Origin of the sequence: Mesorhizobium loti, from assembly GCA_014189435.1 — a bacterium.
In the GTDB taxonomy this organism is placed as follows: domain Bacteria; phylum Pseudomonadota; class Alphaproteobacteria; order Rhizobiales; family Rhizobiaceae; genus Mesorhizobium; species Mesorhizobium loti_G.
Map to the genome: position 1 here is coordinate 6,629,172 of CP050293.1, position 21,951 is coordinate 6,651,122.

The 21,951-nt window shown below is 62.7% G+C and carries 23 protein-coding genes and 1 tRNA gene; 16 read left to right on the forward strand and 8 right to left on the reverse strand.

Annotation, left to right across the window (positions count from 1 at the left end):
* Nucleotides 1-6: 6 nt before the first annotated feature.
* Together HB777_31785 and HB777_31790 are read right to left on the reverse strand one after the other, a co-directional pair.
* A complete protein-coding gene (locus HB777_31785; protein QND68074.1) occupies nt 7-462 on the reverse strand; it encodes a type II toxin-antitoxin system VapC family toxin in 456 nt (151 codons plus the stop codon).
* Nucleotides 459-701 (reverse strand): type II toxin-antitoxin system Phd/YefM family antitoxin, encoded by a 243-nt coding sequence (locus HB777_31790; protein ID QND68075.1) that lies wholly within the window; start codon nt 699-701, stop codon nt 459-461. The genes HB777_31785 and HB777_31790 overlap by 4 nt, the downstream gene beginning before the upstream one ends.
* Before the next feature lie 67 nt (nt 702-768).
* Between HB777_31790 and HB777_31795 the strand changes: the two genes are divergently transcribed.
* From HB777_31795 to HB777_31825, 7 genes are all read left to right on the forward strand, one after another.
* Entirely contained in the window at nt 769-1,464 is a 696-nt protein-coding gene (locus HB777_31795; protein QND68076.1) for an aspartate/glutamate racemase family protein, read from the forward strand.
* Between the two features lie 95 nt (nt 1,465-1,559).
* On the forward strand, nt 1,560-1,955 hold the full coding sequence (locus HB777_31800) for a DUF4345 family protein (GenBank protein QND68077.1): 396 nt from the start codon (nt 1,560-1,562) through the stop codon (nt 1,953-1,955).
* A 246-nt stretch (nt 1,956-2,201) separates the two neighbouring features.
* A complete protein-coding gene (locus HB777_31805) occupies nt 2,202-2,762 on the forward strand; it encodes a F0F1 ATP synthase subunit delta (protein QND68078.1) in 561 nt (186 codons plus the stop codon).
* Nucleotides 2,762-4,291 (forward strand): F0F1 ATP synthase subunit alpha, encoded by a 1,530-nt coding sequence (locus HB777_31810; protein ID QND68079.1) that lies wholly within the window; start codon nt 2,762-2,764, stop codon nt 4,289-4,291. Before HB777_31805 ends, HB777_31810 begins: the two co-directional genes overlap by 1 nt.
* Nucleotides 4,292-4,322: 31 nt before the next feature.
* Entirely contained in the window at nt 4,323-5,207 is an 885-nt protein-coding gene (locus tag HB777_31815) for a F0F1 ATP synthase subunit gamma (protein ID QND68080.1), read from the forward strand.
* 70 nt (nt 5,208-5,277) lie between these two features.
* Nucleotides 5,278-6,870 carry a F0F1 ATP synthase subunit beta gene (gene atpD / locus HB777_31820; GenBank protein ID QND68081.1) on the forward strand — a complete coding sequence of 531 codons (1,593 nt, stop codon included), beginning with the start codon at nt 5,278-5,280 and terminating at the stop codon, nt 6,868-6,870.
* A gap of 113 nt (nt 6,871-6,983) precedes the next feature.
* Entirely contained in the window at nt 6,984-7,391 is a 408-nt protein-coding gene (locus tag HB777_31825; protein ID QND68082.1) for a F0F1 ATP synthase subunit epsilon, read from the forward strand.
* A 53-nt stretch (nt 7,392-7,444) separates the two neighbouring features.
* Here the strand turns inward: HB777_31825 and HB777_31830 are convergent, their stop codons facing one another.
* Nucleotides 7,445-8,938, reverse strand: a complete 1,494-nt coding sequence (locus tag HB777_31830; protein ID QND68083.1) for a mannitol dehydrogenase family protein — start codon at nt 8,936-8,938, stop codon at nt 7,445-7,447.
* Between the two features lie 176 nt (nt 8,939-9,114).
* Between HB777_31830 and uxaC the strand changes: the two genes are divergently transcribed.
* Both uxaC and HB777_31840 read left to right on the forward strand, forming a co-directional pair.
* Nucleotides 9,115-10,524 (forward strand): glucuronate isomerase, encoded by a 1,410-nt coding sequence (gene uxaC, locus HB777_31835; protein QND68977.1) that lies wholly within the window; start codon nt 9,115-9,117, stop codon nt 10,522-10,524.
* Nucleotides 10,525-10,578: 54 nt separating this feature from the next.
* Nucleotides 10,579-10,914: a cupin domain-containing protein gene (locus HB777_31840; GenBank protein ID QND68084.1), complete on the forward strand. Its 336-nt coding sequence runs from the start codon at nt 10,579-10,581 to the stop codon at nt 10,912-10,914.
* A 188-nt stretch (nt 10,915-11,102) separates the two neighbouring features.
* On the opposite strand, the gene HB777_31845 is transcribed toward HB777_31840, so the two are convergent.
* On the reverse strand, nt 11,103-12,524 hold the full coding sequence (locus tag HB777_31845) for a coniferyl aldehyde dehydrogenase (GenBank protein ID QND68085.1): 1,422 nt from the start codon (nt 12,522-12,524) through the stop codon (nt 11,103-11,105).
* A 277-nt stretch (nt 12,525-12,801) separates the two neighbouring features.
* Between HB777_31845 and recQ the strand changes: the two genes are divergently transcribed.
* Nucleotides 12,802-14,643 carry a DNA helicase RecQ gene (gene recQ, locus HB777_31850; GenBank protein QND68086.1) on the forward strand — a complete coding sequence of 614 codons (1,842 nt, stop codon included), beginning with the start codon at nt 12,802-12,804 and terminating at the stop codon, nt 14,641-14,643.
* Between the two features lie 17 nt (nt 14,644-14,660).
* Here the strand turns inward: recQ and HB777_31855 are convergent, their stop codons facing one another.
* Entirely contained in the window at nt 14,661-15,431 is a 771-nt protein-coding gene (locus HB777_31855) for an SDR family oxidoreductase (protein QND68087.1), read from the reverse strand.
* Nucleotides 15,432-16,137: 706 nt separating this feature from the next.
* On the opposite strand from HB777_31855, the gene HB777_31860 reads away from it, so the two are divergent.
* Together HB777_31860 and HB777_31865 are read left to right on the forward strand one after the other, a co-directional pair.
* Nucleotides 16,138-16,791: a porin family protein gene (locus tag HB777_31860; protein QND68088.1), complete on the forward strand. Its 654-nt coding sequence runs from the start codon at nt 16,138-16,140 to the stop codon at nt 16,789-16,791.
* A gap of 542 nt (nt 16,792-17,333) precedes the next feature.
* Nucleotides 17,334-17,537, forward strand: a complete 204-nt coding sequence (locus tag HB777_31865; GenBank protein QND68089.1) for a DUF3606 domain-containing protein — start codon at nt 17,334-17,336, stop codon at nt 17,535-17,537.
* A 269-nt stretch (nt 17,538-17,806) separates the two neighbouring features.
* Here the strand turns inward: HB777_31865 and HB777_31870 are convergent, their stop codons facing one another.
* Both HB777_31870 and HB777_31875 read right to left on the reverse strand, forming a co-directional pair.
* Entirely contained in the window at nt 17,807-18,028 is a 222-nt protein-coding gene (locus tag HB777_31870; GenBank protein QND68090.1) for a hypothetical protein, read from the reverse strand.
* A 236-nt stretch (nt 18,029-18,264) separates the two neighbouring features.
* Nucleotides 18,265-18,354 (reverse strand) — tRNA-Ser (locus HB777_31875).
* Between the two features lie 405 nt (nt 18,355-18,759).
* Between HB777_31875 and HB777_31880 the strand changes: the two genes are divergently transcribed.
* The 4 genes from HB777_31880 (at nt 18,760) to HB777_31895 (ending at nt 21,054) form a co-directional block, all read left to right on the forward strand.
* Complete coding sequence (locus HB777_31880; GenBank protein QND68091.1) at nt 18,760-19,428, forward strand: 50S ribosomal protein L21; 669 nt, start codon at nt 18,760-18,762, stop codon at nt 19,426-19,428.
* Nucleotides 19,429-19,526: 98 nt separating this feature from the next.
* Nucleotides 19,527-19,796: a 50S ribosomal protein L27 gene (rpmA, locus tag HB777_31885; protein QND68092.1), complete on the forward strand. Its 270-nt coding sequence runs from the start codon at nt 19,527-19,529 to the stop codon at nt 19,794-19,796.
* A 118-nt stretch (nt 19,797-19,914) separates the two neighbouring features.
* Nucleotides 19,915-20,502, forward strand: coding sequence for a GNAT family N-acetyltransferase (locus tag HB777_31890; protein ID QND68093.1), 588 nt, complete (start codon nt 19,915-19,917; stop codon nt 20,500-20,502).
* 21 nt (nt 20,503-20,523) lie between these two features.
* The gene (locus HB777_31895) at nt 20,524-21,054 is read left to right on the forward strand and encodes a GNAT family N-acetyltransferase (GenBank protein QND68094.1); all 531 of its coding nucleotides are present in this window, start codon (nt 20,524-20,526) and stop codon (nt 21,052-21,054) included.
* Between the two features lie 7 nt (nt 21,055-21,061).
* Here HB777_31895 and HB777_31900 read toward each other — a convergent pair whose 3' ends face one another.
* Nucleotides 21,062-21,931 (reverse strand): endonuclease/exonuclease/phosphatase family protein, encoded by an 870-nt coding sequence (locus HB777_31900; GenBank protein QND68095.1) that lies wholly within the window; start codon nt 21,929-21,931, stop codon nt 21,062-21,064.
* Between the last annotated feature and the right edge of the window lie 20 nt (nt 21,932-21,951).

Genomic DNA, 21,951 nt, shown 5'->3' on the forward strand with positions numbered 1-21,951 from the left:
AGTGCATCAGTCGGGTGCTGGCGGGTCTTGGAGTATGTTCCAGCACCGGACATCCAGCGCCTCAAAATGCCTGATGTTGGCCGTGATCACTGTAAGTTCATTGATTGCCGCCGTGGCGGCGATCAATATGTCCGCAAGACCCGGATTCGTGCCTCTGGCAGAGGCCGCTTCCTCCATCTGACCTGCTCTTCGCGCCACGTCGGCGTCGACCGCCAGGATCTGATCCGCGAATCCTCCAATAACATTGTTGAGCCAATCGGTGAGACTCTCCGCTCGTTTTGTAGCCCCCGCGCGATAGAGCTTGCGTATCCCTTTCTCGATTTCAGCAATTGCTATGGCAGGGACGAACAGCGTCTGCTTTTCGCCCTGGGTTGTGATCCAGGTGGAGATCCCCTTTGCAAGGGCCGGCCTTCCAGGTGCGAAGGCGGATAAAATAGACGTGTCGATAAGATAGCGGCTCAAAGATCGATATCCCGCGACGGCGATTCATTCCTCTCGAGTTCGATCCCTCCGGGGTATGTCAAAAGAAACTCTCCGAAGTTGCGGCGCTTGACGGGGTAGAGCTTTTGCATGTCCTCGACAGAAACGATCCCGGCCGCTGGCTTGCCGTGTTTGGTGATGATGGTTGGTTCACCGTTTTCCGCAGCTTCAACGAGCGCCGAGAACCCGGCTTTGGCTTCTCGAACCTGCATTGTTTTCATAGCGGCCCTCCTTGTGGTCTCATGTGGTCATAATATAGGAATTGCACTGCGAAAGGAACAGTCCCTCATGAAAACCCTTGGCCTTCTGGGCGGCATGAGCTGGGAATCGACGGCCATCTATTATCGGCTGCTCAACGAGATCGTGCGCGAGCGGCTGGGCGGCTTGCATTCGGCAAAGCTTCTGCTCTGGTCCTTCGACTTCGCCGAGATCGCCGAGCGGCAGCATCATGGCGATTGGGACGGCGCCGGCGTGCTTCTCATCGACGCGGCGCGCAAGCTCGAGGCCGGCGGCGCGGAGGGCCTGCTTTTGTGCACCAACACCATGCACAAACTGGCCGACCAGGTGCAGGCGTCGGTGTCGATCCCGCTGATCCACATCGCCGATGCCACCGCGATGGCGGTGAAGCGCGCCGGCATGCAGCGCCCGGCGCTGCTGGCGACGCGCTTCACCATGGAGCAGGATTTCTACAAGGGCCGGCTCGCCGACAAATACGGTCTGCGGCCCGTGGTGCCCAATGCGGCGGGCCGCGATATGGTCCACCGTGTCATCTACGAGGAATTGTGCCAGGGCATCGTCACGGAGACCTCCAAGGCGGCCTATATCGCCGAGACCGAACGCCTACGCCGCGAAGAGGCGGCCGACAGTGTCATCATGGGCTGCACCGAGATCACCATGCTCATCGGCCAGCAGGATTTCGACATTCCGGTCTTCGACACGACGCGCATCCATGCCGAGGCGGCAGTGGAATTCGCGCTCGGTTGATACGCTTCTCCTAAAGTGCCTGAAGCCATCTGGCGCGGCGGTTTTCCTCCGTTAGAATGCCGGGAATTTCAAAACAGGCATTTCGAGGGGACAGTATGGATTTTGCGCTTCCGTGGCCGACGAGCCAGGGCGAATGGCTGGCGTGGTCGAGCGCCGTCTTCACCGTGCTGCTCGGGCTTTTGTTTTTTCTGGCCCCGAGCCTGGCTTTCCGTGCCTTGCGCTTGCAGGTCAAGCCCGAGAAGGCGGCGGCGATCGCCGAGGGGCGCGGCAGGATGTCGGGTTTCTATCTCGGCGTCGGCCTTTGCTGCATCCTGCTCGCGCAGCCGCTGATCTACATGGCGCTCGGCTTCTCCTGGCTGTTCACCGCCTTCGGCCGGCTGCTGTCGATGATGTCGGATGGCGCCAACACGCCTTTCAATTGGGTTTCCATTGTGGTGGAATTGGTGCTGGCGGCATTGCCGCTCGCCTTTGCCTTCGGCTTTCTGCCTTGAATCGTTGGGTATTCCGCGATGGAAGACGGGTGACTTTCGCCGGATGCGACAATAGTGCCTGAAAACCATGCGGAACGACGCATTGCGGTCTTAAAATGCCTGTGCTAGACGGCAATCGACTTTCGGCCGGGGATAGCGGAAGCCGCGCCTCCGTGCTCGAAAAAATGCAGTAAGGTCAAAGATTTAGCCAGAGTTTTTGCTCGCGCCAACAATCTGCGGCCTGTCAGACAAGAGAAAAGACGGTCCGTGGCTCAATCGTCATCGCCAATCTCAGGTGTCGCAGAACGCTATGCGGGTTCGCTGTTCGAACTCGCCCTGCAGGCAAATTCCGTGGCCAAGGTCGAAGCCGACCTCAACAGTTTCGAAGCGATGCTCGCGGGCAGCGCTGATCTCACCCGACTGATCAACAGCCCGGTGTTCTCCAGCGAGGACCAGGCCAAGGCCATCGCGGCGATCGCCGACAAGGCCGGGATTGCCGGCCTCACGGGCAATTTCCTGCGCGTCGTCGCCCGCAACCGCCGCCTGTTCGCCATTCCCGGCATGATCAGGGCGTTCCGCCAGATCGCCGCCGAACATCGTGGCGAAACCGCTGCTGAAGTGACGTCGGCGCACGAGCTGACCGCTGCCCAGCAGACCGAACTCAAGGCGGCGCTGAAGAGCGTTGCCGGCAAGGACGTGGCCATCTCCGTCACCGTCGATCCGTCGCTGCTCGGCGGGCTGGTGGTCAAGATGGGCTCGCGCCAGATCGATACGTCGCTCAAAACCAAACTCAATTCGCTCAAGCTTGCACTGAAAGAGGTCGGCTGATGGACATCCGCGCCGCGGAAATTTCCGCAATTCTGAAAGACCAGATCAAGAATTTCGGCAAGGAGGCCGAGGTCTCCGAAGTCGGACAGGTGCTGTCCGTCGGTGACGGTATCGCCCGTGTCTATGGCCTCGACAATGTCCAGGCCGGCGAGATGGTCGAATTCCCCGGCGGCATCCGCGGCATGGCGCTCAACCTCGAAGCCGACAATGTCGGCGTCGTCATCTTCGGCGCCGACCGCGACATCAAGGAAGGCGACATCGTCAAGCGCACCGGCGCCATCGTCGACGTTCCCGTCGGCCCCGGCCTGCTCGGCCGCGTCGTCGACGCGCTCGGCAATCCGATCGACGGCAAGGGCCCGATCAAGGCAGTCGAGCGCAAGCGCGTCGACGTCAAGGCGCCTGGCATCATCCCGCGCAAGTCGGTGAACGAGCCGATGTCGACCGGCCTCAAGGCCATCGATGCGCTGATCCCGGTCGGCCGCGGCCAGCGCGAGCTGGTCATCGGCGATCGCCAGACCGGCAAGACCGCCATCATCCTCGACACGATGCTCAACCAGAAGTCGGTGCACGACAACGGCCCCGAGAAGGAAAAGCTCTACTGCGTCTACGTCGCCGTCGGCCAGAAACGCTCGACCGTCGCGCAGTTCGTCAAGGTGCTGGAAGAGCGCGGCGCGCTCGAATACTCGATCATCGTCGCCGCCACCGCTTCCGATCCGGCGCCGATGCAGTTCCTGGCGCCGTTCGCTGGCGCCACCATGGGTGAATATTTCCGCGACAACGGCATGCACGCGCTGATCAGCTATGACGATCTGTCGAAGCAGGCCGTCGCCTATCGCCAGATGTCGCTGCTGCTGCGCCGTCCGCCGGGCCGCGAAGCCTATCCGGGCGACGTCTTCTATCTGCACTCGCGCCTGCTCGAGCGCGCCGCCAAGCTCAACGACGATCTGGGTGGTGGTTCGCTGACCGCCCTGCCGATCATCGAGACGCAGGCCAACGACGTGTCGGCCTACATCCCGACCAACGTGATCTCGATCACCGACGGCCAGATCTTCCTCGAAACCAACCTGTTCTTCCAGGGCATTCGTCCCGCGGTGAACGTCGGCCTGTCGGTCAGCCGCGTCGGCTCGGCCGCGCAGATCAAGGCGATGAAGCAGGTTGCGGGCTCGATCAAGGGCGAGCTCGCGCAGTACCGCGAAATGGCGGCCTTCGCGCAGTTCGGCTCGGATCTCGATGCCGCCACGCAGCGTCTGCTCAACCGCGGATCGCGCCTGACCGAACTCCTGAAGCAGCCGCAGTTCTCGCCGCTGAAGACGGAAGAGCAGGTCGCGGTGATCTTCGCCGGCGTCAACGGCTATCTCGACAAGCTGCCGGTCAACCAGGTCGGCAAGTTCGAGCATGGCCTGCTCAGCCACATGCGTTCGGCAGGCAAGGACGTTCTCGACGCCATCCGCAAGGAAAAGGCGCTGTCGGACGATCTGCGCGCGAAGCTGAAGGCCGAGATCGACGCTTTCGCCAAGACCTTCGCCTGAGCGAATTGCAAGACGGGATCAGGTTTGAAGCATGCCTTCATTAAAAGACCTTCGTAACCGTATCGCCTCGGTCAAGGCGACGCAGAAGATCACCAAGGCGATGCAGATGGTCGCCGCGGCGAAGCTGCGCCGTGCCCAAGAGGCCGCGGAAGCGGCGCGCCCCTATTCGGAGCGCATGGGTTCCGTGCTGGCCAACATCACCCAGGCGATCGGCGGCGGCGGCGATGCCCCGGCGCTGATGACCGGCACCGGCAAGGACGACGTGCACCTGCTCGTCGTCTGCACCGCCGAGCGCGGCCTGTGCGGCGGCTTCAATTCGCAGATCGCCCGCCTTGCCCGCGACCATATCCGCAAGCTTTTGGCCGACGGCAAGCAGGTCAAGATCATCTGCGTCGGCAAGAAGGGTTTCGATATCCTGCGCCGCGACTATGCTTCGATGATCATCGACCGTGTCGACCTGCGCGAGGTCAAGACGCTGCGTTTCGTCAATGCCGATGCGATCGCCAAGAAGGTCATCCACCTCTTCAACGAGGGCGGCTTCGACATCTGCACGCTGTTCTATTCGCAGTTCAAGTCGGTGATCAGCCAGATCCCGACCGCGCAGCAGATTATCCCGGCGGGCGTCGCTTCGGCTCCGGCCGAGGCGGTGGATGGCGGCAACGCTGTCTATGAGTATGAACCGGAGCCGGGCGAAATCCTCTCCGACCTCATTCCGCGCAACATCTCCGTGCAGGTTTTCCGGGCGCTGCTCGAAAACGCTGCCGGCGAAATGGGCGCCAAGATGAGCGCCATGGACAATGCGACGCGCAACGCCGGCGAGATGATCAACAAACTGTCGATCACCTACAACCGCCAGCGGCAGGCGCAGATCACCAAGGAACTGATCGAAATCATTTCGGGCGCCGAGGCGCTCTAGGCGCGGTTCGCGGGTCATCGGCCCGCGACCGGACCGCGTGAGAAACAAAGGACGAAAAAGGGTAAAGACGATGGCGAAAGCAGCGACCCCCAAGACGGCAGCCCCCAAGGCCGCAGCCGCGAAGACCGCAGCCCCCGCGAAGGCGGCAAAGGCTCCAGCAGCAGCCACGAAGGCGGCCCCGGCCAAGGCGGCAGCACCTGCGAAGGCCGCGGCTGTCAAGACATCGGCAGTGGCCAGCAAGGCAACCGGCGTTGTCGGCAAGGTCCGCCAGGTCATCGGCGCCGTCGTCGACGTGCAGTTCGGCGATCATCTGCCGGCGATCCTGAACGCGCTCGAGACCACCAATGTCGGCAACCGCCTGGTGCTCGAAGTCGCCCAGCATCTGGGTGAAAACACCGTGCGCTGCATCGCCATGGACTCGACCGAAGGTCTGGTTCGCGGCCAGGAAGTGCGCGACACCGGCGCGCCGATCACCGTGCCGGTCGGCCCGGGCATGCTCGGCCGCATCATCAACGTCATCGGCGAGCCGGTCGACGAAGAAGGCCCGGTCGACGCCACCGAAATGCGCTCCATCCACCAGCCGGCTCCGACCTATGTCGAGCAGTCGACGGAAGCCCAGATCCTGATCACCGGCATCAAGGTGCTCGACCTCTTGGCTCCCTACGCCAAGGGCGGCAAGATCGGCCTGTTCGGCGGCGCCGGCGTCGGCAAGACCGTGCTGATCCAGGAGCTGATCAACAACATCGCCAAGGCGCATGGTGGCTATTCGGTGTTCGCCGGCGTTGGCGAGCGCACCCGCGAAGGCAACGATCTCTATCACGAATTCATCGAATCCGGCGTCAACAAGAAGGGCGGCGGCGAAGGCTCCAAGGCGGCACTCGTCTATGGCCAGATGAACGAGCCGCCGGGCGCGCGCGCCCGCGTCGGCCTCACCGGCCTGACGGTTGCGGAATATTTCCGCGACCAGGGCCAGGACGTGCTGTTCTTCGTCGACAACATCTTCCGCTTCACGCAGGCGGGTTCGGAAGTGTCGGCTCTGCTCGGCCGTATCCCGTCGGCCGTGGGCTATCAGCCGACGCTCGCCACCGACATGGGCGCGTTGCAGGAACGCATCACCACCACCACCAAGGGCTCGATCACGTCCGTGCAGGCCATCTATGTGCCCGCCGACGACTTGACCGATCCGGCGCCGGCGACCTCGTTCGCCCACCTTGACGCGACGACGACGCTCAACCGCGCCATCGCCGAAAAGGGCATCTATCCGGCCGTCGATCCGCTGGACTCGACCTCGCGCATGCTCGACCCGCTGGTCGTCGGCGACGAGCACTACGGCGTCGCGCGCCAGGTGCAGTCGATCCTCCAGCGCTACAAGTCGCTGCAGGACATCATCGCCATCCTGGGCATGGACGAGCTGTCGGAAGAGGACAAGCAGACCGTGGCCCGCGCCCGCAAGATCGAGCGCTTCCTGTCGCAGCCGTTCTTCGTCGCCGAAGTGTTCACCGGCGCGCCGGGCAAGCTGGTCGATCTCGCCGACACCATCAAGGGCTTCAAGGGCCTCTGCAACGGCGACTACGATCACCTTCCGGAAGCCGCCTTCTACATGGTCGGCGGCATCGAGGAAGCGGTCGAGAAGGCACAGCGCCTGGCGGCTGAAGCGGCTTAATTTAGGGAATAGGGAGTAGGGAGTAGTGAGTAGGGAATAGCAGATTTGTGATGTGGGCCGGTTGGGGCCACTTACTACTGCCTAGTTCCTATTCCCTACTCACTAAATTGATCATGGCTGAAGCTTTCAAGTTCGAACTGGTCTCGCCGGAGCGCCTGCTTGTTTCCGAGCAGGTCGAATCCGTCGTCATTCCGGGCGCCGAAGGCGAGATGACCGTGATGGCGCATCACGCGCCGGTCATGACCACGATCAAGCCGGGTGTCGTCACCGTAAAGACCGCTTCGGGCGGCGAAGAGCGCTATGTGGTGTTCGGCGGCTTCGCCGACATCGTTCCGGCCGGCTGCACGCTGCTGGCGGAATCGGCTGTGGCGGTGAAGGATGTCGACCGCGCTGATCTCGCGCGCCGCATCCAGGAAGCTAGGGAAGACGCCGCCGACGCCAAGGACGACCAGGCCCGCAGCAAGGCGGAACAGTTCCTTAGCCAGCTCACCACGCTGGAAGGCGCCATCCTGCCGGCCTGAGGTCTGCTTCAGATGACGTGATGAAAAAGCGGGGCCTTGCCTCGCTTTTTTGTCTAAATACCCAAGGCAGCGAAGGCCAGTGTCGGGCCATCGCGCCGCAAGTGGACGAGATGGACGGCCACAAGTTCAATCAACGTCTGGCGTTCGGCGTGGTCCCTGGCGAAACCGGCCAGGTCGAACACTGCCGTCACAGTCTCGTTCGCCGGCAGTTGCTCACTCAAAAGTGCCGTCAGCGCCGCGTCGAGCGGATCGGTGAAATGACCCTCCGGCAAGGCTTTCCCTCGCGCGGCGCAGGCGGCGATCCAGGCAGCCACCACCAGGGTTAGATGGACCAGCTCAGTACCGGCTTCGAGGCATTCGATGGCGGAAGCGACGATGCGCTGTGGCAGTTTCTGGCTGCCGTCATTGGCGATCTGCGCCGTGCGGTGGGCGAGCGCGGTGTTTGAAAAACGCTCTGCGAGTTCCGCAGTATAACCGCTTGTGTCGAGGCCGGCATCCTCGGGCAGGGTCGGAATGGCTTCGGCCCATAACGCATCGACGAACTGTCGGATCGCCGGGTCGGCGAAGGCACGGTCGACGGTGGCGTGGCCGCTGAGCAGGCCGAGATAGGCGATGGCCGAATGCGAGCCGTTGAGCAGCCTGAGCTTCATGTCCTCGAAGGGGCCGACATCGCTAACCATGGTGACGCCGAAGTTTTCCCAGGCCGGACGGCCGCCTGGGAAATTGTCTTCGACCACCCATTGGCAGAAAGGCTCGGTCATGACGGGCCAGGCATCCTCGACGCCGAGTTCGACAGCGATCCGCGCCCGGTCGGCGTCGGTGGTTGCCGGCACGATGCGATCGACCATGCTCGAGGGAAAGGCGACTTCGTCGGCGATGTGGCGGGCGAGCTCGGCGTCGTCTGATTGGGCTAGCCTGGCATCGCGCAGCGTAGCGAATTCAATCAGCAGCCGATGCAGCGTGGCGCCGTTGGCCGGCAGGTTGTCGCAACAGAGCACGGTGAAGGGCGGTGTGCCTGCGGCGCGTCGCCGGGCAAGCGCTTCGGTCAGGAAACCATGCGCCGTCTTCGGCATTTCCCGGTTTGCCAGATCATGGACGATGTCGGGGTGAGCGGCGTCCAGTCCGCCGCCCGCTTCCCTCAGATAGGCCTTTTCGGTGATCGTCAGCGTGACGATGCGGGTGTGCGGATCGATCAGCTCGGCCAGCACCGCGCCCGGATCCTCCGGGGCCACCAGCATCGCGGTAATCGAGCCGATGACCTGAAGTTTTTCGGTTCCACTGCTTCTGATCGCCAGCGTGTAGAGCCCATCCTGCGGCGTGAGCGCGTCGCGCGTGTCGGCGCTGCGCAGCGAAACGCCTGTTATGCCCCAGCCGGTCTCGCCGGCGGCCAGGCAATCGTCGACATAGGCTGCCTGGTGGGCACGATGGAAGGCGCCGACGCCGAGATGCACGATGCCCGGGACGACCCTGCTGCGGTCATATCCGGGAATTGTCACCCGCTCGGGCAGTGACTGTAGCGAGGCGTCGGACAAATGGCTGCGGGTCATCATATCACAGGGCGGATGGTTTTGGACGGGGCGGCATGACGGTGTCCCGCGCGGCGGGTACTAAGCGGCGTAACACCTGTTTCCGCTTGCCGCAAGGATGCCTGTTTGTGAGCCCACGTTGACATCGCTTTTGCCTGAACGTACCGATGTCCAAACTGGAAGGAGCCGCCTTTCCCATGGTCGCGCTGACCGATCCGGACCTGCTGTTTCCGCCCGAAGCGCAGTCGCGCTCACTTGCCCGCGACCTCTATGCCGGCGTCAAGGACCTGCCGATCGTCAGTCCGCACGGTCATACCGATCCGCGCTGGTATGCGCTGGACGAACCCTTCCCGGATCCGGCGCAACTGCTCATCGTGCCGGATCACTATATTTTCCGCATGCTGTTCAGCCAGGGTGTCCGGCTTGAGGATCTCGGCGTGCCGACGCTCGACGGCGCACCGGTGGAAACCGACGGCAGGACGATCTGGCGGCGCTTTGCCGAAAATTATTTTCTGTTCCGCGGCACGCCGACCCGGCTGTGGTTCGATCATGTTCTCGCCCATCTGTTCGGTATAGAAGAGCCATTGAGTGCCAAGACGGCCGATGGCCACTACGACACGATCGCGACGCTGTTGCAGTGGGAGAATTTTCGGCCGCGCGCTTTGTTCGAGCGCTTCAACATCGAGGTCATCGCGACGACGGAAGGCGCGCTCGACGATCTCAGATGGCACAAGATGATCCGCGACAGCGGCTGGCAGGGCCGTGTCGTCACCGCCTATCGCCCGGACGCGGTCGTCGATCCCGACTTCGAAGGGTTCTCGACCAATCTCGACCGGCTTGGCGAGATCACCGGCTGCGATACCGGCAGTTGGGTGGGCTATCTCGATGCGCATCGCCAGCGGCGCGCCTTCTTCAAGAGTTTTGGCGCAACCTCGTCCGACCACGGCCACCCGACGGCCGAGACCGCCAATCTCTCGGACGCCGCGGCGCAAGAGCTGTTCAATCGGGTCCGCCATGGCTCGGACGACGAGCGCGAAAAGCGGCTGTTCCGCGCGCAGATGCTGACCGAGATGGCCAAGATGAGCCTCGACGACGGTCTGGTCCTGCAAATCCATCCCGGTTCCCAGCGCAATCACTCACGCGCCGTCTTCGAGAAATTCGGCCGCGACAAGGGTTTCGATATTCCGACCAGAACGGACTATGTGACGGCGCTGAAGCCGCTGCTGGACTGCGTCGGGCTGGAGCGCGACCTTACCGTCATCCTGTTCACGCTCGACGAGACCAGTTATGCGCGCGAACTGGCGCCGCTCGCCGGCGTCTATCCGGCGCTCAAACTCGGGCCGGCATGGTGGTTCCACGACAGCCCGGAAGGCATGCGCCGGTTCCGCGAAATGACGACGGAAACGGCCGGCTTCTACAACACGGTCGGCTTCAATGACGACACGAGAGCCTTCCCCTCGATACCGGCGCGCCACGATGTGGCGCGTCGCGTCGACTGCGCTTTCCTGGCGCGTCTGGTCGCCGAACATCGGCTGCGCGAGGACGAGGCGCATGAGCTGGCGGGGGAATTGACCTACACGCTCGCCAAGAAAGCCTATCGGCTCTGACGCGTGCTCGCGCGCAATCGGCGCTGGTCAGCTATCCGCGATGAGGAGATGACGATGAGCGCAAAGATTTTCGCGCATACCGGCGAGGGCGCCTGGACGACGACGCCGGACGGCAACAGGCGACGCGTTCTCCTGCACACCGATGAATTGATGTTGGTCGAATTCGGCTTCGACAAGGGCGGCGTCGGCGCCTTGCATTCGCACCCGCATGTGCAGGCAAGCTACGTTGCTGAAGGCCGCTTCGAGGTGACCGTCGACGGCCGGACCGAAACCCTTGAGACCGGCGGCAGCTTCATCGTCCCGTCCGGTCTGGTGCACGGCGTCAAGGCGCTCGAAGCGGGGCGGCTGGTCGACAGCTTTACGCCGCACCGGGCCGATTTCCTCGGCTAGCCAAGGTATGGAGATGGAGCAGGGAAGACCCGCGCCCCAAAGAGGCGCGGGTTGTTGCCTGGGCGCTTATGGCGCCGCGGTACTCAAGACATGACCGCAGGATGCGAAACCTGCCGCATGATGGTGAACATAGGTTTAACGCGCCGGCGCTGCGTGGTCACGAGGAACCGGAGGCTGCGCTCGTTCGGTCAGGTAATATACCGGAGCAGGCTGAAAAGCCGCTCGAACGTCTTGCCGTAGGGCGGGCGCAACATGGCTCCCGCGCTCAGCCGCGACTGCAGGAAAACCGGCTTCTCCTTGCTGAAAGTGCGGAAGCCCCAGTCACCGTGATAGGCGCCCATGCCGCTGGCGCCGACACCGCCGAAGGGCTGGTTCTCCTGCACCAGATGCAGCATGCAGTCGTTGATGGTGACGCCGCCGGCGACGGTCTCATGCAGGATGCGTTGACGGTTGCCGCTGTCGCGGCCGAACCAGTAGAGCGCCAGCGGCCGGTCCGCCCCGTTCACATGGTCGATCGCCTCGTCGATCCCGGCATATTCGACGATCGGCAGCACCGGCCCGAAGATCTCCTCGCGCATCAGCCGCAGGTTTGCGCCGGCATTGCGGACCAGGGTCGGCAACATCCTTCGGTTCGTGGCGCTGAGTTGTTCGCTGGCCGGGTTGATTTCGGTGACATCAGCGCCGGCATCGCGCGCCTCGGCGACCATGTCGCGCAGGCGCTGGTGGTGTCGGTCGCTGATGATGGCGGTATAGTCGGGGTTATCTAGCAAGGTCGGGTAGAGCCGCGCCACAGCGGCTGCGAGCTTCTCGGCGACCGTGCCCGCTTGTCCCTTCGGCACCAGCAGATAGTCGGGCGCGATGCAGGTCTGCCCGGCATTCAACAGCTTGCCATAGGCAATGCTGGATACCGCCGCATCGAGGTCGCATGACGGATCGAAGATTGCCGGCGACTTGCCGCCGAGTTCGAGCGTGACCGGGGTCAGGTTAGCGGCCGCCGCGATCGCGACCTGGCGGCCAACCGCGGTCGAGCCCGTGAACAGCAGATGATCGAAAGGCATCGACACGAAGGCCTTTCCCATCTCCGCATCGCCAGTGATGACGCAGAGCTCATCGGCTGCGAAATGCTCGGCAACGAGTTTGGCCAGCAGCGCCGAAAATGCCGGCGTCAGCTCGGAAGGTTTTATGAGCACGCGGTTGCCGGCGGCAAGTGCTGCAGTCACCGGCGCAACAGCGAGCTGGAAAGGATAATTCCAGGGCGACACGATGCCGACGACACCGAGCGGCTGCGGAATGAGGCGATTTCTGCCCGGCAGGAACGGCAGGGTGGTGGCGACACGGCGCTCCCGCATCCAGCCCCTGACATGCGACAGCGCGTGGCGGATGCCGGCGCGCACGACAAACAGTTCCGCAAGGCGCGTCTCGTGCGCGGAGCGGCCGCCAAAGTCGGCGTCGATGGCCGCGCAGATGTCGGCCTCGTGCCGCTCGGTGAGCGCCAGCAGGCGTTTCAGCCGGTCTTTTCGGACGTCAATTCCCGGGAAAGGCTGCGCCTCGAAGGCGGCTCGCTGCAACTGGAACCGCTCGCCGAGAACATCCTGTCTGGTCTGCAGCATCGCGCCCTCCCTGGCTTGCCGGGCCGAGCTTACATCGTGGTGCGTGGAGGAATCCAGCGGGGGTGCAGGTATCGCAAGGGAAGGCCCGCCCTTGCTGAATGCTGCCGATCGGTCGGCCTGCTTCGGCGCTCCCGAAGTCCGACCATCCCCTATGCCGGCTTGTTCCTGTTGTGGTGCGATGACAGCTGCGCTAAGCCAAGGTGCCCATGCAGAGAGTCGTCTTGACCGGTTTCCACATCCTCTCCAGTCCACGAAATTCCGGCCCGGTGTCCGATTGATGCAGGCGCAGGCAGCGAGCGTTCGGGCGGAGGATCCCAAGCGGCGCGTCCTGAAGGACGTGTTCGGCTTCGATGATTTTCGCCCCGGCCAGGCCGATGTCATGGATGCGTTGCTGGCCGGGCGTCATGTGCTGGCCGTCATGCCGACGGGTGCGGGCAAATCGCTTTGCTACCAGGTGCCGGCGCTGGTCCTGGGCGGGCTCACCATTGTCGTTTCGCCGCTGGTGGCGCTGATGCAGGATCAGGTCGCCGCCTTGCGCCTTGCCGGCGTGGCGGCCGACACGATCAATTCCTCGATCGACCGCGATGCCAACATCGCCGCATGGCGGCGCGTTGCCTCGGGCCAGACGCGCCTGCTCTATCTCGCGCCGGAGCGGCTGATGACCGAGCGGATGCTCGATGCGCTGGCCAGGCTCGACATCAGCCTGATCGCTGTCGACGAGGCGCATTGCATCTCGCAATGGGGGCCGGCGTTCCGGCGCGAGTATGAGGACCTGTCACGGCTGCGCGGTATCTTCCCCAACGTGCCGATCATCGCGCTGACGGCGACGGCGGACGAGGGCACGCGCACCGACATCGAAGCGCGGCTGTTCGCCGAGCGCGTCGAGACCCTGGTGCTGGGTTTCGACCGGCCGAACATCAAGCTTGCCATCGAGGCCAAGCAGGACAGCAAGCGGCAATTGCTGCGCTTCGTCGAGCGTCATCCCGGCCGCAGCGGCATCGTCTACTGCCTGTCGCGCAAGAAGACGGAAGAGATGGCGGCCTTCCTCGAGAAGAACGGCGTCACCGCGCTCGCCTATCACGCCGGCATGAGCAAGGAGGCGCGTGACGCCAACCAGAACAGCTTCATGACCTTGTCGGGTGTCGTCATGGTGGCGACCATCGCCTTCGGCATGGGCATCGACAAGCCTGACGTCGCCTATGTCTTCCACACCGACATGCCGGGCAGCCTGGAGGCCTACTACCAGGAGATCGGCCGGGCCGGCCGCGATGGGCGCGACGCCGAGGCGCATATGCTGTTTGGCCTTGGCGATATCCGCATGCGCAGGATGTTCATCGACGACGAGGACGCGCCGGCCGAGCACAAGAGGCGCTCGCATGGCCGGCTCGACACGCTGATCGGCTATTGCGAGACGGCGCAGTGTCGCCGCCAGGTGTTGCTCGGCTATTTCGGCGAGGAAGCGCAACCTTGCGGCAATTGCGACACCTGCCTCGACCAGGCGCCGCGCGCCGATGGCGGGGCGGAGGCGCGGATCATCCTGGCGGCCATCGCGCAGAGCGGAGAACGCTTTGGGGCCGGCCATGTCATCGACATTCTGCTCGGCCATGGAACCGAGAAGGTGCTGGCCAGGAACCACCAGAGGCTCGCCAGCTTCGGCAGCGGACTGGCGCACAAGAAGGATTTCTGGCTGTCGCTGATCCGGCAGCTCGTCGCCGGTGGGTTTTTGATGCCGGATCCAGCCGGCCATGGCGGCCTGGCCATCGCCGAAAAAGGCCATGCGCTTGGGCGTGGCGAGATGCCGTTCCACTATCGTGTCGAGGTGCGCAGCCGCGCCTTGCGCAAGGTGCGAGGGGCCGAGGGTTCGGGCATGAGCGCCGAGGGTATCGATGCGTCATTGCTCGCCGCGCTCAAATCCTTGCGCCTGCGGCTCGCCAAGGAACGCCAGGTGCCGGCCTATGTGGTGTTCTCGGATCGCACGCTGATCGACATGGCCGAGCGCCGCCCGCACGACCTCGACGCCTTCGCCGAAGTGAATGGTGTCGGTGCTGCGAAGCTGAAGGAGTTCGGCCAGGTTTTTCTCAGCGCGATTGCGGCGCACCAATCTGGTGGAGAAGTCTGAAGACCTGTCGTGCGTCGTCACATCTGGACGGACATCCCGCCGTCGACAGTCAAGACATGTCCGTTGACGAAGGAGGCCGCATCGCTGGCGAGGTAAAGTGCGGCGCCGGCGATTTCATGCGGCCGCCCCCAGCGCTGCAGCGGAACCCGCTGGCGGGCGAAGGCAAGCATATCGGGATTTTCCGCAATCGCGGCATTGGTCTCGGTGGCGAACATTCCTGGCGCGATGGCGTTGCTCGTTACCCCATACGCGCCGTATTCGACGGCCATGCTCCGCATCAGCCCGGTCAGCCCCTGCTTGGCGGCTGGATAGATGGCATCGCCGGGTCGCGCCATCTCACCGACGATCGAGGTCACCGCGATCAGCCGGCCATAGCCATGCGCTTTCATGATTTCCGCCGCATCGCGTGACAGCGAGATCGCCGACAAGAGATCCGTCTTGAACAGATCGAGGATGTCGTCGTCGTTGAAAGCGGCGAGCGGCCTCCTGTCGCGGGCGCCGACATTGTTGACGAGGATGTCGAGCCGGCCTCGGGTTTTGCTGATGTCGGCGATTGTCGCGCGACCCGCCCCGATGTCGGCGATGTCGAAGACCGCCGCCTGCGCACTGCCGCCATTTCCGGTGATGGCGGCGACGGCGCCGTCGAGCGTTGCGGCGGTGCGTCCGGTCACCACGACATGGGCTCCGGCTTCGGCAAAGGCGCACGCAATCTCGAAGCCGAGCCCACGCCCGCCTCCGGTGATCAGCGCCACACGCCCCTCCAACGAAAATCGATCGAAAATGCTCACAACAGGTGGCCTCTGCACGCATGGGACGGGAACCGATCCCATGCGGCAATCGGCGGCTTGTTTCCAGCCTACTGTTCAACCGAAGCCGGTCAAATGAACTTAATGCGCGGGCGAATGCGTTTTGCCCGGGAGTACCGGTCTATGTGCTGGTCTGCGACCGCGCGCTGATCGACATGACCGAGCCGCCCGAAGTCAACGGCATTCGTGTCGCCAAGCTCAAGGGGAGTTCGGCCAGGTTTTCCGGGCGCGATGCCCCTTTGTTCCCGAGCAATGTCGCGCCGTTAGCAGATCCCGCGCCGGCCGATACTCGAGCCATTCCCGCAGTCATTTATCAGACCCCCAGAAACCGGCAATCGGCCGCGGGCTGCTCCATACCAAGGCGTCAATGCCGCATGGTCATTTCGGGCCATGGGTCGAGAGGCAGGAGGGTCTTTCCCGATCGATTGCGCATCAATGCATGCGGCTGGCCACAGGCGAGCGCTAGGACGCGCGGCCGGCTTCGTCTTGACATTTAAGGGCTTGCTAATGCACATCTCGCATCTGGGGTAAGCGAGGAGCACACAATGAAGAAGACCTATCAGAAGCCGATACTCGTCAAGCGTGAACGGCTGGCGTCAATTGCGGCGCAGATTGTTCCCTTTTCCGGCCCGAGCAAAGCCTGAGCGGCGCGCTCTGTCACCAAAGAGTCGGTTATAGGAGATTGCCCATGAAGAAGGTCCTTCTTGGTTTGTTGTTGTCTCTGCTGGCGTCTTCGGCGTTTGCGGCCGATGCCGTCGTCGAAAACGTCGCGCCGGTTTTTAGCTGGACAGGTGGGTATATCGGCCTTCAGGCAGGCTACGCTTGGGGTGATGGCAACCTGCACCAAAACAATGGGCCGGGCTTTGTCGAGACAGAACCTGACGGGTTCCTTGGAGGTGTCTACGCCGGTTACAACTATCAGATGTCGAACAATATCGTGATCGGTGCGGAACTGGACGTTGTGTACGCGAATGTTGATGGCAGCGGCCAGATATTCGCGGCTCCTGGTCTCCCATTTCCGGGCGGCATAGGGACCGAGGAACTCAATTGGAGTGGTGCGGCAAGACTTCGCCTAGGATATGCCGTTGATCGCTTTCTTCCTTATATCGCGGGTGGCGTTGCATTTGGCGACATCGACATAAGCACTAATACCGTCGCACCTTCGTTCGGAGATACATTCACAGGATGGACGATAGGCGCGGGCTTGGATTATGCCATGACCGACAATCTGCTGCTGCGCGCCGAGTATCGCTATACTGACTTCGGCACAGAATCATTCACGATCGGGGATGTTGATCTGAAGACCAACGAGGTTCGCTTCGGCATCGCCTACAAGTTCTAGTCCTCTGAGAAGTCTCATAGAGAGCCTGTCGCAACCGCGACGGGCTATTTACGCAAACGACTCGCGCCCGCAAGCGGCTCCCCCATGGCTGATTTTGTAGCAGAGCTTCCACAGTTGAGCCATTCCGTACGCCTGGGTAGCGCCACGAAGCGCGAGGCCGGAACCTTTCGACATTTCCGATAGTTTCCTTGGCGGCAGGGTTCCAACGCCTCGGCAAGTCTCATCATCCCTAGAGGCGCCCGCTGCTGCCGTGAATGGGGCAGCGGGTTCTATCAATAGAAAAGCCCGCCGCTGACGTGTCAGCAGTGGGCTTATTCAAGCGGCTACATCCACGAGGAATCGGAATGGTTCCTACGGCTGGGTAGCGGTCGTTAGGGACTTCAGTCTTAGTTGAGCTATTGCTAATATGCATTTAGCTTCGGCAATGCGGGGGAGATCCCAAAACACTGACCCGCAATGGCCGGTGCGGCCCGCTTCACCCAAGCATCCCCTGCACCGGGCATTTCCCGACGGCAGCATCAGACTGCAGAGCGGAGGCTCAAATGGCCGGCGACAAGCGCAGGCAGCACGATATTCACGATCATCAGGTCGAGTATTTCGCCTTGGAGAACGGTTTGTCTCCGGACCTGACTTGGGAGTTGATCCTAAAACACGGCAACAGCCGCAAGGCCGTGATCGAAGCTGCGCAGGGTTTGAAAGATGATGACAGACAACACGACCGACCAGCACCGCAGGCGGAACATTAGCTGCGTCGAATAGTTGAGTTCATGCTCGGAGGCCAACTGCTTTGGCTCCGTAGAGATCGGCGACAAGGTGCGGGTCGAGGAGATCACGCCGAAGCCTAAGAGGCGCTAGACGGCCCTCGATGCCGCTGCAATCGGCGACATAAACTATGGTACCTGGGCGAGCTTTGAAGGTCTCTTGCTGCGTGCCGGGCATTGGCCGCTTCGGGATCAGCTGGTAAGCGATCGGGATCAGCTGGTAGCGAATACGCGAATGGCCGGGGCAGCGTGATCTACCCGATGTGTGACGAGGTTCCAGCGATCTTGATCAATTCGTCCTCGTCCCTCACTCCATGTCGGTAAGCGGCAACGATTTCCTCAGCTATGATTTCCGCCTCCAACGAATGGTCGTCTACCAGACGTTGACGACATGCCGCGTCGAACGCGCGACTCAATAGAGCCAACTCCTTGGCGCTCAGGATGCCGTATTTTAGTGCTTGGTCGGTAACGGACATCGCCCAGTCCTCCGCAACCTTGGCCGAGGACGGTCAGCCCTGTCCTCAAGGCCGGGGCCAATGATACCACAATTGGCGTTCGCGCGGAATAATTTGGTCGAGCGAAGCGCACCCCATCCGACACGCGGCAATCCTCGACAGCCCCAGACCGGCCGGGACGCAGGCATGGGGCACGCCTGATTTTCGCCATCCCGCCAGGCGGCTGAGTATTCTCACCTATTGCGGTATTTGGAGAATGGCGGAGAGGGAGGGATTCGAACCCCCGATGGGCTTGCACCCATGCCGCATTTCGAGTGCGGTGCATTCGACCACTCTGCCACCTCTCCGCGGTCATGGTCGGCCGTTGCCGGCGCGGCGCACTAGATAACGGCTGGACGGGCAGGTTACAAGGCCAATCCGCGAGTTATTTGGCGTGCCCGACAAGCGGCGGATTCACGGCGGTCTGGTTGTCGCGAGACGTAGGCAGTATTCCGGACCAGTTGCACATCCTCGCCTTCCCCCGACGGCGACGCTGTGCGGCCGTGTTGACACGGCGATTGCTTGCCCGCCAATAACAGTCCCGGCGTGGCTGTTTGCCTTGACTCGCACTCAACCTTCGGTTAGGGACAGCGCGCAATCGGCGTGGAGGGTTCTTCCACGCCGCTTGTTTTTTGAACCCGCAGACTGACAAAAAGACGGCTGAACTGCCTCAGGCGGTTCATCAAGGCCGACCGAACAGCGAAAGGCAAAAAATGTTCGCAGTCATTAAAACGGGTGGCAAGCAGTATCGCGTTGCCGCCAACGATCTCCTGAAGATCGAAAAAGTCGAAGCCAATGTCGGCGATATGGTCGAGATCGGCCATGTTCTCGCGCATGGCGAGGGCGAGAATGTCACGTTCGGCGCGCCGTTCGTCGACGGCGCGGTGGTCACCGCCGAAGTCGTCGAACAGGGCAAGAACCGCACCGTCATCGCCTTCAAGAAGCGCCGCCGGCAGAATTCGCGCCGCAAGATCGGCCATCGCCAGCTTTTGACCACCGTGCGGATCTCCGAGATCCTGCTGGGTGGCGCAAAGCCGACGAAGACGGCAGCGGTCAAGGCACCGAAGAAGGAAGCCAAGGCAGAGGTCGCCACGGAAGCGAAGGCGGAAGCCGCGCCGAAGAAGGAGCCCAAGGCCAAGGCAGCCGAGACCGCGGCAGCGCCGCTGTTCAAGGCGCCGAAGGGCGAGCCGGACGATCTGACCGTGATCAAGGGCATCGGCCCGGTCGCAGCCAAGGATCTCAACGAGCAGGGCATCATCACCTTCGCCCAGCTCGCCAAGCTGACCGACAAGGATGTCGCCAAGATCGACGAGCACATGCCCTTCAGCGCCGACCAGATCAAGGACTGGCGCGAGCAGGCCAAGGAATTGGCGGCGAAGTAATTTTTCTGGCGATTAGGTCGCCGGATCGGACTTGAAACGGAACGCGAACGCGTTCATAAGGCCTTTTAGGCGCCTTGCGGCGCAACGGAGTTAGTTAGATGGCACACAAGAAAGCTGGCGGCTCGTCGCGCAACGGTCGCGACTCGCATTCCAAGCGTCTGGGCGTGAAGAAGTTCGGCGGCGAAGCCGTCATCCCGGGCAACATCATCATTCGTCAACGCGGCACCACGTGGCATCCCGGCGTCAATGTCGGCATCGGCACGGACCATACCCTTTTTGCGCTCGAAGCCGGCGCCGTGATGTTCAACAAGAAAGCCAACGGCCGAACCTACGTATCGGTCAACCCGATTACCAAAGCCGCGGAGTAGCCGGTTCCGCACTAGAACACCGGCGCCCATCTCGGGACCGGTGTCTGGCAAAACCAGGAAAAGGATCAGGGGAGATGGGTTTCCATCTCCCCTTTTTCTTGTGCCTGGAGGACTTCAAATGGTTGCCGAAGCGGAAGACTCAGAAGACGAAAGTTACGCGATAGACTGCCCGGTGCTGGTCACCGAGCGACTGGTGATGCGGGCGCCTCACGAAGGCGACATCGCACAACTGGTCGAGCTGGCCGACAACCGTCATGTCGCCGAAATGCTGGCTCGCATGCCGCACCCCTATGGCGAGGCCGAGGCGCGCGCCTTCCTCGCCATGACCAAGTCGCGCCGGGCAGGCATCGCCTATGCCTTGACGCTGGCCGGCACCGACACATTCGTCGGTTGCGCCGGTCTCAACACCACCGATCGCGGGCTGGAGCTCGGCTACTGGATCGGCGAGCCCTACTGGAAGAAGGGCTATGCGACCGAAGCAGCGCATGCGCTGGTCGATCTCGCCTTCCAGAGGACGTCGATCCAGGTGCTGCATGCCTCGACGCGGGTCATCAATCCGGCCTCGCGTCGCGTCATCCACAAGTGCGGCTTCCAGTATGCCGGCCAGGGCATGCTGAACTCGATCGTCGCTGGCCAGGTGCCGGTCGAGCGCTACCGGCTCGACAGGAAGACGTGGACGAGCCTGCGGAACTGGGTCCACTTTTGATGGATGACGACGGTCAAGCCAATGGTCGACAGCAGCAATATTGAAACGGCCGCGATCGCGCCGATGACGCCTGGGGATGTCGAAAGCTTTCGTCGCGCGCTCGATGTCGTAGCGCGCGAGCGAAAGTACCTGTCCTTCCTCGAGGCGCCCTCGCTGGATCAAGTCAGAAGTTTCGCAATGGACCGTATCGGCAGAGGCGACCCGGGGTTCGTGGCCGTTGTTCGTGGCGAGGTCGTCGGCTGGTGCGACATCTCACGCCATGACCGGCTCATCCATGCGCATCGCGGCGCGCTTGGAATGGGGATCATTCCTTCCTATCGGGGGCGTGGCCTCGGACTGCGGCTCATCAATGCGACCTTGGCGCAGGCGCGCAAGACCGGCTTTGTCCGCGTCGAGCTTTCCGTGCATTCCGACAATGCTCGCGCCATCTCCCTCTACGACAAGGTCGGGTTTGTCAGGGAGGGCGTGCAGCGCGACGCCGTCCTTATCGACGGGGAATATCGCGATACCATCATGATGGCGATCGTCGAACGCGAAAACGCAGCCGGATGACTGGCCATCAGCCCAGTTCAGCCCACACCGGCAGATGATCCGAACCGGTCGCTTGCCGGTCGACCCAAAGGCGCTGCAGGGATTTGGCGAGCGAAGCGCTGGTGAAGATATAGTCGATGCGCTTGTGGCGGCTGGGGTCAGTGGGTTGCTTGGGGTCGACCCAACTGACGAGATCGTCGCCGGTGACGTTCAGCCGCAAGGCGGCATCGACGGCAAAGTCGGCGGTCAGCGGCATGCCGAATTCGTGGTCCGGCCGGCCGGCGAGTTCGACATATTCGGGCGATCCGGCCAGCATGTTGAAATCGCCCATGCCGACAAAGGCTTCGGGATGCGGCAATTCCGGCAGGCCGATCTCGGCGACGCCAGACAGCGCGCCGCCTTCGAGCGCATAGTTCAGCATGCGTTGACGCAGGAACTGGATCTGGCTGGCGCGTTCGACGGGGCTGCGGTGATCGAGATGGATGGAATAGAAGCGGATGAAACCAAGCGGTGTCTCGATCAGCGCTTCCAGCGCGCCACGCTGGAAGTTCATCATCTCGAAGCTGCGGCTGCGCGGCAAAAGCAGGTTGCGCGACAGATGAATGGGCGTCTTCGACAGCACCATGTTGCCGAGCTGGAAGGTTTTCGTGATGGCGCGGCCGTTTTCGATGTGCGAACCGATGTTGGCTTCGAAATTGCTGCCATAGACGGCGAAGTAATCGGGCAGCGCCTCGCCGATCTCGGCGACCATGTCGCGGCCGCCGTTCCTGGGATTGTTGCGGGTCACCTCCTGCAGGGCGATCACGTCGGCGCCGCGCACGGCATCAGCGATGCGCCCGACATCGTATTGCCCGTCGAGACCGATGCCGTACTGGATGTTGTAGGTTACAAGCTTCATTCCGACATCTCTCCGGCCAA

Excerpts from the sequence above, each read along its gene's own strand:
- HB777_31880 (QND68091.1), top strand. The coding sequence starts at position 18,760 with ATGTTCGCAGTCATTAAAACGGGTGGCAAGCAGTATCGCGTTGCCGCC.
- HB777_31865 (QND68089.1), top strand. The coding sequence starts at position 17,334 with ATGGCCGGCGACAAGCGCAGGCAGCACGATATTCACGATCATCAGGTC.
- HB777_31890 (QND68093.1), top strand. The coding sequence starts at position 19,915 with ATGGTTGCCGAAGCGGAAGACTCAGAAGACGAAAGTTACGCGATAGAC.
- atpD (QND68081.1), top strand. The coding sequence starts at position 5,278 with ATGGCGAAAGCAGCGACCCCCAAGACGGCAGCCCCCAAGGCCGCAGCC.
- HB777_31800 (QND68077.1), top strand. The coding sequence starts at position 1,560 with ATGGATTTTGCGCTTCCGTGGCCGACGAGCCAGGGCGAATGGCTGGCG.
- HB777_31790 (QND68075.1), bottom strand. The coding sequence starts at position 701 with ATGAAAACAATGCAGGTTCGAGAAGCCAAAGCCGGGTTCTCGGCGCTC.
- HB777_31860 (QND68088.1), top strand. The coding sequence starts at position 16,138 with ATGAAGAAGGTCCTTCTTGGTTTGTTGTTGTCTCTGCTGGCGTCTTCG.
- HB777_31870 (QND68090.1), bottom strand. The coding sequence starts at position 18,028 with ATGTCCGTTACCGACCAAGCACTAAAATACGGCATCCTGAGCGCCAAG.
- recQ (QND68086.1), top strand. The coding sequence starts at position 12,802 with ATGCAGGCGCAGGCAGCGAGCGTTCGGGCGGAGGATCCCAAGCGGCGC.
- HB777_31830 (QND68083.1), bottom strand. The coding sequence starts at position 8,938 with ATGACCCGCAGCCATTTGTCCGACGCCTCGCTACAGTCACTGCCCGAG.
- HB777_31810 (QND68079.1), top strand. The coding sequence starts at position 2,762 with ATGGACATCCGCGCCGCGGAAATTTCCGCAATTCTGAAAGACCAGATC.
- HB777_31825 (QND68082.1), top strand. The coding sequence starts at position 6,984 with ATGGCTGAAGCTTTCAAGTTCGAACTGGTCTCGCCGGAGCGCCTGCTT.
- uxaC (QND68977.1), top strand. The coding sequence starts at position 9,115 with ATGGTCGCGCTGACCGATCCGGACCTGCTGTTTCCGCCCGAAGCGCAG.
- HB777_31895 (QND68094.1), top strand. The coding sequence starts at position 20,524 with ATGGTCGACAGCAGCAATATTGAAACGGCCGCGATCGCGCCGATGACG.
- HB777_31840 (QND68084.1), top strand. The coding sequence starts at position 10,579 with ATGAGCGCAAAGATTTTCGCGCATACCGGCGAGGGCGCCTGGACGACG.
- HB777_31845 (QND68085.1), bottom strand. The coding sequence starts at position 12,524 with ATGCTGCAGACCAGACAGGATGTTCTCGGCGAGCGGTTCCAGTTGCAG.
- rpmA (QND68092.1), top strand. The coding sequence starts at position 19,527 with ATGGCACACAAGAAAGCTGGCGGCTCGTCGCGCAACGGTCGCGACTCG.
- HB777_31815 (QND68080.1), top strand. The coding sequence starts at position 4,323 with ATGCCTTCATTAAAAGACCTTCGTAACCGTATCGCCTCGGTCAAGGCG.
- HB777_31900 (QND68095.1), bottom strand. The coding sequence starts at position 21,931 with ATGAAGCTTGTAACCTACAACATCCAGTACGGCATCGGTCTCGACGGG.
- HB777_31795 (QND68076.1), top strand. The coding sequence starts at position 769 with ATGAAAACCCTTGGCCTTCTGGGCGGCATGAGCTGGGAATCGACGGCC.